This window comes from Flavobacterium soyae (assembly GCF_045348165.1).
Classification (GTDB): domain Bacteria; phylum Bacteroidota; class Bacteroidia; order Flavobacteriales; family Flavobacteriaceae; genus Flavobacterium; species Flavobacterium soyae.
Map to the genome: position 1 here is coordinate 2595719 of NZ_CP150845.1, position 12203 is coordinate 2607921.

General features: G+C 32.1%; 15 protein-coding genes and 1 pseudogene. 2 read left to right on the top strand and 14 right to left on the bottom strand.

What is annotated here, in order from left to right; all coding sequences use genetic code 11:
- Positions 1 to 78 precede the first annotated feature (78 nt).
- The 13 genes and pseudogenes from AABD74_RS11070 to AABD74_RS11130 form a co-directional block, all read right to left on the bottom strand.
- A pseudogene (locus AABD74_RS11070) lies at positions 79 to 297 on the bottom strand (ABC transporter ATP-binding protein); the annotation flags it as partial.
- A gap of 246 nt (positions 298 to 543) precedes the next feature.
- On the bottom strand, positions 544 to 912 hold the full coding sequence (locus AABD74_RS11075) for a nuclear transport factor 2 family protein (protein ID WP_406845567.1): 369 nt from the start codon (positions 910 to 912) through the stop codon (positions 544 to 546).
- Positions 913 to 947: 35 nt separating this feature from the next.
- A complete protein-coding gene (locus AABD74_RS11080; protein ID WP_232681175.1) occupies positions 948 to 1385 on the bottom strand; it encodes a hypothetical protein in 438 nt (145 codons plus the stop codon).
- A 1-nt stretch (position 1386) separates the two neighbouring features.
- Positions 1387 to 2256 (bottom strand): alpha/beta hydrolase, encoded by an 870-nt coding sequence (locus AABD74_RS11085; protein WP_406845568.1) that lies wholly within the window; start codon positions 2254 to 2256, stop codon positions 1387 to 1389.
- An 83-nt stretch (positions 2257 to 2339) separates the two neighbouring features.
- Positions 2340 to 2825, bottom strand: a complete 486-nt coding sequence (locus tag AABD74_RS11090) for an SRPBCC domain-containing protein (RefSeq protein WP_406845636.1) — start codon at positions 2823 to 2825, stop codon at positions 2340 to 2342.
- 54 nt (positions 2826 to 2879) lie between these two features.
- Positions 2880 to 3380, bottom strand: coding sequence for an SRPBCC domain-containing protein (locus AABD74_RS11095; protein WP_232681178.1), 501 nt, complete (start codon positions 3378 to 3380; stop codon positions 2880 to 2882).
- Entirely contained in the window at positions 3370 to 3696 is a 327-nt protein-coding gene (locus tag AABD74_RS11100; protein WP_073409874.1) for a helix-turn-helix transcriptional regulator, read from the bottom strand. The genes AABD74_RS11095 and AABD74_RS11100 overlap by 11 nt, the downstream gene beginning before the upstream one ends.
- A gap of 156 nt (positions 3697 to 3852) precedes the next feature.
- Complete coding sequence (locus tag AABD74_RS11105) at positions 3853 to 4755, bottom strand: PhzF family isomerase (RefSeq protein WP_406845569.1); 903 nt, start codon at positions 4753 to 4755, stop codon at positions 3853 to 3855.
- Between the two features lie 65 nt (positions 4756 to 4820).
- A complete protein-coding gene (locus AABD74_RS11110) occupies positions 4821 to 6008 on the bottom strand; it encodes a hypothetical protein (RefSeq protein ID WP_406845570.1) in 1188 nt (395 codons plus the stop codon).
- 225 nt (positions 6009 to 6233) lie between these two features.
- Entirely contained in the window at positions 6234 to 6686 is a 453-nt protein-coding gene (locus AABD74_RS11115; protein ID WP_406845571.1) for a hypothetical protein, read from the bottom strand.
- Positions 6687 to 6740: 54 nt separating this feature from the next.
- Positions 6741 to 7694 (bottom strand): hypothetical protein, encoded by a 954-nt coding sequence (locus AABD74_RS11120; protein ID WP_232681182.1) that lies wholly within the window; start codon positions 7692 to 7694, stop codon positions 6741 to 6743.
- A 5-nt stretch (positions 7695 to 7699) separates the two neighbouring features.
- Positions 7700 to 8062 carry a hypothetical protein gene (locus tag AABD74_RS11125; RefSeq protein ID WP_406845572.1) on the bottom strand — a complete coding sequence of 121 codons (363 nt, stop codon included), beginning with the start codon at positions 8060 to 8062 and terminating at the stop codon, positions 7700 to 7702.
- A 29-nt stretch (positions 8063 to 8091) separates the two neighbouring features.
- A complete protein-coding gene (locus AABD74_RS11130) occupies positions 8092 to 8880 on the bottom strand; it encodes a hypothetical protein (protein WP_406845573.1) in 789 nt (262 codons plus the stop codon).
- 566 nt (positions 8881 to 9446) lie between these two features.
- Here AABD74_RS11130 and AABD74_RS11135 point away from each other — a divergent pair.
- On the top strand, positions 9447 to 10064 hold the full coding sequence (locus AABD74_RS11135; protein ID WP_406845574.1) for a hypothetical protein: 618 nt from the start codon (positions 9447 to 9449) through the stop codon (positions 10062 to 10064).
- Positions 10065 to 10099: 35 nt separating this feature from the next.
- Positions 10100 to 10540, top strand: a complete 441-nt coding sequence (locus tag AABD74_RS11140; protein WP_406845575.1) for a hypothetical protein — start codon at positions 10100 to 10102, stop codon at positions 10538 to 10540.
- Positions 10541 to 10710: 170 nt separating this feature from the next.
- On the opposite strand, the gene lysA is transcribed toward AABD74_RS11140, so the two are convergent.
- Positions 10711 to 11934: a diaminopimelate decarboxylase gene (gene lysA, locus AABD74_RS11145; protein WP_406845576.1), complete on the bottom strand. Its 1224-nt coding sequence runs from the start codon at positions 11932 to 11934 to the stop codon at positions 10711 to 10713.
- Positions 11935 to 12203 lie beyond the last annotated feature (269 nt).

A 12203-nucleotide genomic window follows, 5' to 3' on the forward strand; every position in this document is an offset into this window, starting at 1 on the left:
CGAGGAATCGCACACGCTGAGTACGCACTGTTGTCGAGTTTCTAGTGCGATTTCTCGTACCTCGAAATGACAAAAAACTTAATTCAACTCAATAAAATCCTCAATATGGATTTCTTCCAAAAAATGAACATCATGCGAAACCACAATTAAAGTTCCTTTATATTCATTAATTGCAGCAGTCAGAATTTCGATATTTTGAATATCAAGATTGTTTGTTGGTTCATCGAGAATGATAATATCCGGAGTCTGATTATTAATCGTTAAACAGCAAAGCATTAAACGCATTTTTTCTCCTCCGCTTAAAGCGAAACAAGGTTTGTTCTAGTCATTTTGCGAAAACAGAAATTTATTCAGCTTCATTTTTATATCATGTTCCTGCAAGCCAGAAACATTAAATTTCTGAGCTTGTTCATAAACCAAAATTTGATTTTCAATAAGCGAATAATCCTGATCGATGTAAATTGTTTTAGAATCGGCTTTGTAAACTGTTCCTGTCTTGGGCTGTAATTTGCCAGCAATATTTTTTAAGATTTGAATACCGGATTATTCAAATTTTAAATTGGCATTTTTAGACATTAAATAGGAGGTAAGCTTTTTAATTTTTCCATTTTCCATTTCAAAAACATCGCAAAAAACGGCATCGAGTTTATTTCCGTTTTTCATATTTCCCTGAACGGCGCCTTCGGCAATTATGATATCATTTTCTTCAATTAATTTTATAATCTGAATCGTTGGACTGCCTACAAAATTGTCATTTTCGATTTCCTTATCAAATGCTTCTTTACCCACATGCTGATAAATTCCGGGCATTTCCCAAATTACATCATCTGTAAGGCAAGCAAGAACTCTGTCATGATCGCTTACTCTAAAAGCGGCCATGTATTCGTTTACGGTTTGTTTATTTGGTGTCATGATTAAAATTTTAAACTAAATTAAGAATATTATTTCTAAGATTTAATCCCTAAGAACCATTTCATTGTTTTTAGCTTTTCTGATTCTAATGCAGTTAAATTAGTTTTTTCCAATTCAGAAAATACTTGTTTAATGGTTTCAATTCCGTAATTATCTTTAAGCCAGAAAGGTAATTCTTCTACACTTCTATTCCAGTTTTTTAATATTCTACTGAGGATTGAAGCCGCGCTTTCTTCTGTTTTTGGATTTATTTTTTTCAGAATTATCCCGGCATATTTTTGATCTGTATAAACAGAATCAATTCTTTTTTCATTTTCAAAAATCTGAATAATACCCTCAATAATTACTTTGTTATTGACCTTTGGCAGAATTTGAATCAATTGACGAATGCGCAAATCTCCAACCAGATTTATTTTATCCACGGAATTAAATAGTTCATTTTTTAAATCTTCAGGTGTAGTTGGAAACTTCATTTTATTCTTTGCTTTTTGGATAAAAGAATTTAAAAGAATTCGAAACTGCCGGATGTAAAATTGTACCGTGGTTTTCTGCAGGGAAATAATCAAAATAGACTTTGATGTTTTTACTTTTTGAAGCTTTTATTTTATCGGCCAGTAAATTAGCATCAACTTCCATAACTCGCGGAACTTGGGTTGGAGTAAGTCCTTCTTTACCTACAGCAATGTAAATCTCTGTCTGCTGATTGAAGTTTTCCTGAAAAATTTCAGAGTCCTGATTTAAAACAGAACCATTGTCCCACCATAAACTCGGGCTTACAATTACATATTTATTAAAAAGAGATGGTTTTTTAAATAAGATTTCTGTTTCCAGTAATCCGCCCAAAGATTGGCCAATAATCGTTTTAGAATTGTTTGTATTGTATTTTTTATCAATAAAAGGCTGTAATTCTTTTTCGATAAAAGCAATAAATTTATCTGAATGTCCGGTTGTTGGAAATCGGTTTTTATCATTTTCAATAGTTGTGGGGAAAGTAAAATCCCTTCTTCTATCGACAGTTGCAATACCTACAACAATCGATTTTGGAACCTGATTAATCCATTCAAAACTATTAAACTGTACTAAACCCGAAATATGAATAAAGTCTTCATCGGCAGAACCATCCAATAAATAAATTACCGGGTATTTTTCCTGATCTTTTGGATTATAACCTTCAGGAAGATAAATATTTAAAATTCTATTTTCGCCTAGTTCCTTAGATTGAATTTCATCTATAACCCCTAAAACAAAAGGTTTGGTCTTTTCTGTGATTTTAGATTTGCTGCTTTGGCTAAAAATTAGTGTTGAGGAAAGAAATAAAAAAGTGAGGGTAAAAAAATTGTTCATTATTGAAGTAAAATGATTTGTAAAGACGAAAGTTACAATTTTTATTTCTTGCAGCTTTCGTCTTTTATACCATTTGCAGCGATTTATTTTGTTTTTCCGGCAAAAATATCGTCTAAACCTTCCATTGCAATTGTAAAACCTTCTTTGAAACCCATTTCGATGATTTTCTCCAAATCGGATAATTTATCATGTTTAATTGCAATATCAACGATGGTTGAATTTCCCTGCTCAGAAAAATTCACATTCCAATTTGATCTCGGAAAATCAGTATTTAAGTTTCCTTCGCTGTCGCTAAAAGCATCCAGATATTTAAAGTTGGTTTTTGGACTAATCGAAGTAAAATCAGCAATTGCCCAATGTTCTTCACCTTGCGGGCCAACCATTGCGTATAATCTGCGTCCGCCTTCTTTAAAATCCATGTTTTTTGTTCTGGATTTCCACGGAGCCGGCGCCCACCATTGATCTAAAATTTCAGGTTCTGTCCATGCAGACCAAACGTTTGCTAATGATGCATCAAACTCACGTTTTACATTTATAGTGCTATTTTCTTTGTCTACAGTAAAAAAGATTTGATTTCATATTCTTTAGATTTTAAATTCATTATTACTTTATTGAAACTGTTTTTATTTTCGTGCTTCAAAGATTTTATCCAAACTTTGCATTGTGGCTGTAATTCCTTCTTTAAAGCCCATTTCGATTATTTTTTCTAATTCTTCCAGGCTGTCTCGTTTAATTGCAATATCAACAACTGTTAAATCGCCTTTTTCAGAAAAGGTTAAATCCCAATATGAACTGCCGAAAATTGAATTTGGATTTCCTTCGGCATCGCAAAAAGTTGAAGAATGTTTAAAGTTTGTTTTTGGAGAAATCGAGGTGTATTCAAAAAAACTCCAGCGTTCATCGCCTTCCGGGCTAACCATGGCATATAGTCTTTTTCCGCCTTCTTTAAATTCCATACTTGTTGTTTTAGATTTAAACGGAGCCGGTGCCCACCATTGGTCTAAAATTTCCGGTTCTGTCCAGGCTGACCACACATTTGATAAAGATGCGTCGAACTCGCGTTTTATGTTTACGGTTTTATTTTCTTTGTCTACAGTAAAATTCATTAATAGATTAGATTTCATTTTCTTTAGATTTTAGATTAATTAATACTTGATCCAGCTGACTAAAACGGCTTTCCCATATTTTTTTGAATTGTTCGAGCCATTGGTCAACTTCTTTCATTTTTTCAATTTTTAGCTGATAATAAATTTCCCGGCCTACTTTTTTCTCGTCGAGTAATTCACATTCGTTTAGAATTTTAATATGCTTCGAAACTGCTTGTCTGGTAGTATTAAATTGCTCTGCAATTGCATTTGGTGTTAATGCATTGGCAGAAATTAAAACTAAAATCGCTCTTCGAGTAGGATCGGCAATCGCCTGAAAAATATCTCGTTTCATTTTTTAATATAAATTACGCAACTAATCAGTTGCAAATATAAGCAACTTTTTGGTTGCGCAAAATGTTTTTGCGATTTTTTTATGAAAATGTTTTGTTTGATTGGAATAGAAACGTACTCCTATGCGTTTCTAAGTACTGTAAATAGAGAGATGTTCTTAAATTTCTATTTCGGTTTTGAATACAACAACAGCATCGCCTTTTATTTGAATCAGGTTAGGTTTATCGTTTTGAATCGTAACTCTTACTTTTACAATACCAAGCCGGTCTATTTTCTCTCCTTGTTTTCCGTTGAATTCAAATAGGTTATTTTTAAAATCAACAATCTTGTTTTGTATTAAATAACCACCCAGCGGCCCATTTGCATTACCGGTAACAGGGTCTTCGTTTATGCCAATTGCAGGAGCAAACATTCTGCCATAAGTTAAGATGTCTTTGCTGTCAGAATCAAACGTAAAGACAAAATAACCGTTACAATTAATCTGTTTACTTAAATCGGCTAAATCATTATATTTTGGTAACAAAGCATTAAGTTTCGCTCTGCTTTTAATCCCAATCATAACTTTTGAATGTCCTGTAGAAGCAATCTGAATTGGGCAGTTTTCATCAATATCAGTATTGTCCAGTCCTAATGCGTCTATCATTTTTTTGGCTGTATCGTCATCAAATGCGGGACTGACTTCAAAATTTCCCTGAGTCATTACAATTTGATAATCTCCATTTTCCTTAATGATCTCAAAAGGAAGAATGCCAACTTTAGTTTTCATTTTTAATACGCAAGAATCTAAGTTGTCTTCAAGAGCCTTGGCATACATTGCGGCAATTGTAGCGTGACCGCAGATTGGGACTTCTATACTTGGCGTAAAATATCGTATTACACCATCACAGTCATTATCGTCCGGAGAGAATAGAAAGGCCGTTTCAGAATTATTTAATTCTCTCGCAATCTGCTGCATTTCATAATCCTTTAATCCGTCTGCATTTACAACTACTCCCGCAGGATTTCCTTTAAATTTTTCTTTTGTAAAAGAATCAATTTGATACGTTATGAGTTTTTTCATGGTTTTTGGTTTAAAGGAAAAATGTTCAAAATTGATCTTAAATAATTTTTGAATGCAAATTAGTGCTATCCTCTAAATTTATTTCGAACAATAATATCTTTCAATTTAGCTTTCAGGTCTTCGCCCGTATCATAAACCATTTGCTCGTTGTTTGGAAACGGAACTGCACGTTTATTAAAATACGAAATGTAACTATCATCGCAGGCATTTCGATCACCTTTATAAGTCGAATAAATATTTTCAAAAATATACTCACTGCTTACGGGAAAAGTTTGCAGCAGCTGATTCGTTTTTAAATCAACATAATCTACTTTTGCCGTTACCTGACAAGATTTAAATTGTCTGAACTCATAAATATTGGCACGGAGCATTCTGTAATTGTCAACTTTTATTTCCCTTCCTAAACTATCTTTTACAGGTCTTCCGCGACTGTCAAGAAGTGTTTTTACACCATCCTTAACCTGTTTTTCTTTAATAAATTCTTTCTCTTTAATTTGTTCCGGAGAAATAGCGATTTGTCTGAAATTGATAATCAGACTGTAATCATAATTTACATTTTTTTGTCTCGCATTATGGTAAACCGTCCATTTATCGTCGAGTCCGTAAGTTTTAAAATCTAATAAATCATCCTGAAGCAGCTTCGGAATCACCATATTTGTTTCGTTTTTAGCATAAACATCCACAAAATCAGTTCCTTTAAACTGAGCGTCGTCCATCAGCTTTTTGGTGTTTTTGTAATTTGGGTTTATGCTTTCCAGATAATAAAAATCATCATACGCTTTTCTAAAATCCAGTTTATTGTTTGATTTTAAAAGTGCCGAGGCATTTTCGTATAAATATTTTGAAAGTGCATTTTTACTGCTTACAATTTGGCTTGAATAATTATCAAACGGAAAATTGGCATTTTTTCCCTGTTTCAATAAGGGCAGGGGCAATAAAGGCCTGATTTTTTCCTGACGATTATTCAGTTGTAAATACGTATTGTAAATACGTTCGGCATTTGCCGGATTGGCTTCTTTTGACATCATATCAAGATTGCGCAAATCCCTGTCTTTTGCTTTTGCAAAGGCTTCTTCAAGCAAATACACATAATCTTGTTTTCCTTTAGAATCCTTATTGGTTCTCAAAGCTTCTACAGCACGATCAATTGCACCGTCGTAATTACCATCGCTTATTAAAGCTTGAGTTGTCTTAACGCCGCATGAAGAAAAGGCTAAAAATAATATAGAAAATAAAAAAGTAATTTTTTGCATGGTATTCATTTTTGAAGGTGTAAATATATCTTTTTTAGCTTTCAACAACTATGCCTTTTTAAAATTTTTTAGAAGCAGGGAATTCTGTTTTTCATTATAACCTTTAGTCCCGCTTTCGCCTTTATCTCTCCATTCCATTACGAGGATATCGGCTCTGTCGGGGCTAAGCCAGAACAATAGTTTTCATAAGAAATCAAACAAATTTCGTTTCCTGATTAAAACAATTTATTTATTCAAAATTGCCTCTATTTTGGCTTCAGATTTTTCCTTAATGGGACTGTCAGGATGAAAACTCCAGATGATTAGAAATTTTCCTTTTGCCAGATATTCTTCCGGATGTTCATCCGTTGGCTGACCGTCTTTTCCCCATAAAAGTCCTTGCAGAAATCGATCGCCTTTAAATACGTGATCAAATTCAAAATACATAATAGATCCGCTGTCTGCTCTATTTTTAAAACTTTGAATTTGTTTGCTTTTTACGGTTCCAACAATGTTGCTGTACGTTTCGATATCAGTATAAAAATTGCAAGCCTGGGGAGTAACACAGATCTGACCGTCGTTAGGAGTATAACCTTTGGGAACTTCTCTGGTTTTTAGTTTTAAATCTGCAAGTGTCTGACTGAATACATTTGCCGTAAATAATAAGAATAATGCCGATAGGGGAATCGTAATTTTCATAGGTTTTTAATTTGATTTAGGTTAAGTTTTTTATGGTTTTAGTTTGATATACATTTAAGAGTTTATAAAATTCACAATAATATCATAAACATTATTCCAATTGATAAGCAGTCCGATTGAAAATGAAATTACATTACAGATTATAGAAACTAAAAACGCTTTTTTATAGTCTATTTTTAATAATTTATAGATTATAACCGATTCAATAAGTATTGCAAAACATTCGCTAAATGCGATATAAGGAAATCGAGATGTTATAAAGGCAGGAAAAACAAACCAAACGTAAGGTAAAGTTGAAAATGAAGTTATAAATCCTGTAATTAACAACAACTTATTTGTTATGTTTAGTTTCTTGTATCTGGTTTTAAATAGAAGAAATAAAATAAGGGTTTCGATGAAAATTGTAACCAGAAATGCGAGTAAAAAATGAAATATTTTAGTGTTGGGATAAATTTCAATTACTCTGTCGTCATTTTTAAAAGGATAAACATCGCTTTTGCTTTGTTCTTCATATGCATATTCTTTTACCGAAAACGGTTCTCCATTACTATATTCCAGTAATTCGGTACTTTTATATAAAATGATTCTTGTTTTGGTAAGTTTTACAATTTTATAATGTTCTTCGAGAAATGACATAGGATCGTCATTATCGGTATATCCGCCTTCACTGCCGATGGAAATATTAGCCTTCAGAACATTTTTATCTTCTAACCAATTAAGATTATCTAAATTTTTATTTAAAAGATAGCTTTTCTTGGCAGCCACGATATAAAACATGTTGAATTTATATCCTTTGTGAATACAATCTTTAGAATTTATAATATACGATTCAGTAGAGTGATCTCCTGACACTTGCTTTATGTAGCCAATAAAAGAATAATCAGGAAACTCATCTATGTTTATTATTTTGACGCATTTTCTATAATAATGTGTGTTTTCGGGAACGACATCACAGTAAGATGCTTGAAAAAAGAATAAAAAGAGTACTAAGAAAAGTAGGTTTTTCATGTTTTTTATCCTCTTCTAATTTTCACCTGATAAACAATTTCCCAAAAAATAATAGAAAACACAGCATTGGCAAATATTGCCGTTTTAACCTGATACGGATCGTAATTAAAAAACAGATGCAAATTTGTAAAATTTAAAGCTAAAAATAACGCCAAAGCAGCAATTCCGACAGCGAAAAGTACATTTAGTAAAGGTTTCCATTTTAAGGCTAAAAAAGCATAAATAAGATTTAAAACCGCAAATCCACAGCCTAAAGTGATGTATGGATCTGTTTTTAATTTTTCGCCCAGCAATAATAAAGGGGAAGTTGCAGTAAGATATAAAAAGAAGAGAATTGAATAAAGGAGGATTCGTATTTGTGGTTTCATTTTGTTTGTTTTTAATGGAATGACTTTATTTACAAGCGGGATATTTGCGTTAGTAACGGAACTTTTTTATTTTTAGGATAAATGCAAATACCTACAGTCGTTAAAAGCAACCCAAATATACCAAAGAAACCAATTCCCCAATAATCATTGTTTCGATTTGTTTTATTAAAGTCAGATAGTGATAAATATTTAAAGTTTTTATTTTCTACTTCAACTACATCAATTTTTTCGTAATGAAAGTATTTATCCAAAAATGACATATGTGCCTTTTTACTTATTTTCTTTTGATATTGATCTTTTTCGATAGTGAGATAAATTTCATCTCCCTTTTTTAAATCATTCATTAAATCTTCATAATAAGTTTCATCTAATGCCAAACTTCCAATTTTGAATTCGAAATCGCTTAGATTTTCTAATTTGAAAACCAACGATTTGGATTTTTTACTACGCTTTAATTCGATATCCTCAGATAAAGTTCCTTTGACAGTATACACATCGTTTTTAGTTAAGCTGGTGTCTTTATAAAATTGGCTTGCAATGTAAATAAAGAGAATTCCCAAAAGAATTAGTATAATAGAGAATTTTATTTTTTCCTTTCTGTCGAGTTTTTCATTTAGAATATTATTTTGAGGCTTTTGTTTGACTATTTTCCGTTTTATTTCTTCAAAATTAACATAGCCAAAACTGTTCAATTTAATGATTTCGTTTTTGTTTAAAGTAAGATACAAATACTCATAGTTGCCATATTTACTTTCTTTTTTTCTAACAATCCAGCTATTTATTTCAGTATAAAGCACGGTTCTTTTGTCTAGTCCCAAAAATCTATGCAATTCTATTTTATCAGAATAAATATTGATTTTTGGTAAAATAAGTATCGAATAAAGGATGTAGAAAGAAAAAAGCATAAAACAGCTTCCAATTGCTAACTTGGGATATGTAATGAAGTTATTAGGGTTGTATTTTGAAAAAGAAAGAAAACTTAAAAAAGAAAAAAAGAGGATTCCAAATAAGTAGAAGATTCTATTTAAAGTTTTAAATTTTGAAGCTATTACCAGGTTCGACATGTACAGTGGTTCTTAATTCCTAATTCAAATATAAAGAATATTCTAATGTTTTATTTTGTTCGGAAATTTTTGTACATCAAAAATAGAACTTTTTCAAGCGAGTTGACCTTATTTTAAGTCAAATAAATCTGCTCAAATCTACCTTATCGGTTTTCTCTTTGCAGACAAGGTTCAAATCTATGCTGTCACGTTGTATATATAGTAAATTTTATAGTGCTTTTAAAATAGGTATAAATACGCTGTCTATAATTAATTTTTTGAATTAAATTGTCAATGAATTAGAAACCTGAACAAATTTTTAATCCCAAATTATTTAAATAATGGACAATATTAAATTAAATTTCATCAACAAATCAAATGATATAAATAACAGTAATATTGTTATTTTTCAGCAAAATGTAGCTCAGGAGTTTGGAAAAATTGCTGTTGCATGGAAAGTATTTAAAAACTGTGGTGTAATGGACAATCATCCTTTCGAATATTCATTGGATTTTGGTATTACTGCTGCTGATTCTTACGGGAATTTTTGTCCAATGATTCCTGCTGATGCCGGAAATACGTATGAGTTTGTCGAAAAGGAATTTGATTTTTTTCTTCAGGTTTCGGCAAGAAAGGCAGCCAATCCTTCAGAAATCGAAGTAACTAACTTGCGGCGTACCGGTGCAATTGATGTAAGCTGTTATAGAAATATGAAGCTACTGGCAATAAAAACAAAAGTGAGGCCAGGAGAAAAAGCATATTTTGAATTCGAACCCCGAATTTTTATTGGACTTGCTTCTGAAATAGAAGCGGGTGATATATTAAATTCTGATATTATTTCTACTATTAATACAGAAATTAATTTGCTTGGAATTACGAGTGCAGACATTGTGCTTACTGGAGGCGGAGCAGGTCCAAATTCTGCTCCATTTAATTTTGTTTTAGAAAATGTAAAATAATTTGAAAATTTTTGACTGTTAATTTTTTAAAATAAATGGAATACTCTAAAGAATATATTTGGCATTCAGGTGATTGGAACCGAAACAGCAATAATCAGCAAGTTCCTTATAACGGGGTAAAAATTACAGCTAATGCATATTACGCAGCATCTTCGCGTTCACCGAAAATACAAAAATTAGTTTCGGTTTCTGTAGAGGTAATTGATTATACATATAATGCTGATGGTGCTGCTGTTAAAATAGAGGTTCTTAAGGAAGGGTTTTGGTATGATATTATACCTGAAAACGATAAAATTTCATCATCAGAATCTTATCCTGAATTTACCATAAAAGGTTTAAATGATGGTTTAGGGAGATTAAGATTAGAGACTACTACAGCAGGAGTTTTTCTTAATATTCAATTTAAATATGGTGAACACGAAAGGAAAGTAATGGGGTATATTATGAAAATTCAGGAGGCTTATTATGAAGAATGAGTTTAATGTTTTAAGTTTTCTCCTGCTAGCTGGGCTTCGACTTCGCTCAGCCTGACAGACGTTCATTAATCTAAAATCTATCCTGAGGCTTTGGGACTGAAATCTACAATAAAAAAATCCCGCCTCAATTAAGAAACGGGACTTCGAGTGATATTCTCTTTTTTTTTATTTTAAACTGTTGCTGCAATTTCTTGCGGTAACGGAATTTGATTTTTAAGTAAATCTTCGAATGTTTCGTGAGCACGAATCAAGATTCCTTTTCCGTTCATCCATAGAACTTCGGCTGGTTTGTATCTTGAATTGTAGTTCGAAGACATTGAGAAACAATATGCTCCGGCATTTCTGAAAGCTAAAATATCGCCTTCGGTAATTTCCGAAATTTTGCGGTTGTTGGCAAAAGTATCGGTTTCGCAAATGTATCCTACAACAGAGTAAAAACGCTCTTTTCCTTTTGGATTTGAGATGTTTTCGATATAATGCTGTGAACCGTAAAACATTGGACGAATTAAGTGGTTAAAACCACTATCGATTCCGGCGAAAACTGTTGAGGTTGTTTGTTTTACTACGTTTACTTTTGCTAAGAAGAAACCTGCTTCGCTCACCAAAAATTTTCCTGGTTCGAAAATCAGCGTTAAATCTCTGCCATATTCAGCACAGAAAGAATTGAATCTTTTTGATAATTTTTTACCTAGTTCTTCGATGTCAGTTTCGATATCGTCTTTTTTGTAAGGAACTTTGAATCCGCTTCCGAAATCTAAAAACTCTAAATCTTTGAAGTGTTTTGCTGTATCGAACAAAATTTCGGCAGCATATAAGAATACTTCGATATCTAAAATATCAGATCCTGTGTGCATGTGAATCCCTACGATGCTCATTTTTGTATTCTCTACAATTCGCAATATATGTGGAATTTGATGAACAGAGATTCCAAATTTACTATCGATATGTCCAACAGAAATATTAGCATTTCCTCCCGCCATTACGTGTGGATTGATACGGATACATACCGGAATTTGTGGATATTTTGTTCCGAATTGCTCCAGAATAGATAAGTTATCAATATTGATTTGTACCCCCATTGCGGCAACTTCTTCGATTTCTTCAAGAGAAACTCCGTTTGGTGTAAAGAAAATTTTGTCAGGATCATAGCCAGCATGAAGTCCCAATAAAACTTCCTGAATTGATACAGTATCTAAACCAGACCCCATGTTCTTTAATAACTGAAGAATCGCAACGTTTGACAATGCCTTCATGGCGTAATTAACTCTTAAGTTTTCTACTTTAGAGAAAGCTTTAGTTAACCTATTGTACTGAGATTGGATTTTTTCGGCATCATAAACATATAATGGACTTCCAAATTGGTCTGCTAACTGCAGTAAATCTTTTGCTTGCATTTTTTAAATCATTTTGAGCAAAGTTATTACACTTTTAACTAACTGCAAATTATTTGTAGAAAAATAACAAATTGTAACAAATTGTTTTATTTTAAACAAAAAGTTGCTTATTTTGAATTTCTGTAACCTATTTAAAAGGTGCAAAGGAACAGAGATTCAAAGGTACAAAGGTTTTTTGCCACGAATTACACGAATTTCCACAAATTTTTAATTGTAGATTTTCCGCAAAATGCTAGAAACCACGGGCTATGTTTGAAATTGAAATCGGT

Excerpts from the sequence above, each read along its gene's own strand:
- AABD74_RS11135 (WP_406845574.1), top strand. The coding sequence starts at position 9,447 with ATGGACAATATTAAATTAAATTTCATCAACAAATCAAATGATATAAAT.
- AABD74_RS11080 (WP_232681175.1), bottom strand. The coding sequence starts at position 1,385 with ATGAAGTTTCCAACTACACCTGAAGATTTAAAAAATGAACTATTTAAT.
- AABD74_RS11110 (WP_406845570.1), bottom strand. The coding sequence starts at position 6,008 with ATGCAAAAAATTACTTTTTTATTTTCTATATTATTTTTAGCCTTTTCT.
- AABD74_RS11075 (WP_406845567.1), bottom strand. The coding sequence starts at position 912 with ATGACACCAAATAAACAAACCGTAAACGAATACATGGCCGCTTTTAGA.
- AABD74_RS11140 (WP_406845575.1), top strand. The coding sequence starts at position 10,100 with ATGGAATACTCTAAAGAATATATTTGGCATTCAGGTGATTGGAACCGA.
- AABD74_RS11100 (WP_073409874.1), bottom strand. The coding sequence starts at position 3,696 with ATGAAACGAGATATTTTTCAGGCGATTGCCGATCCTACTCGAAGAGCG.
- AABD74_RS11120 (WP_232681182.1), bottom strand. The coding sequence starts at position 7,694 with ATGAAAAACCTACTTTTCTTAGTACTCTTTTTATTCTTTTTTCAAGCA.
- AABD74_RS11085 (WP_406845568.1), bottom strand. The coding sequence starts at position 2,256 with ATGAACAATTTTTTTACCCTCACTTTTTTATTTCTTTCCTCAACACTA.
- lysA (WP_406845576.1), bottom strand. The coding sequence starts at position 11,934 with ATGCAAGCAAAAGATTTACTGCAGTTAGCAGACCAATTTGGAAGTCCA.
- AABD74_RS11115 (WP_406845571.1), bottom strand. The coding sequence starts at position 6,686 with ATGAAAATTACGATTCCCCTATCGGCATTATTCTTATTATTTACGGCA.
- AABD74_RS11105 (WP_406845569.1), bottom strand. The coding sequence starts at position 4,755 with ATGAAAAAACTCATAACGTATCAAATTGATTCTTTTACAAAAGAAAAA.
- AABD74_RS11125 (WP_406845572.1), bottom strand. The coding sequence starts at position 8,062 with ATGAAACCACAAATACGAATCCTCCTTTATTCAATTCTCTTCTTTTTA.
- AABD74_RS11095 (WP_232681178.1), bottom strand. The coding sequence starts at position 3,380 with ATGAAATCTAATCTATTAATGAATTTTACTGTAGACAAAGAAAATAAA.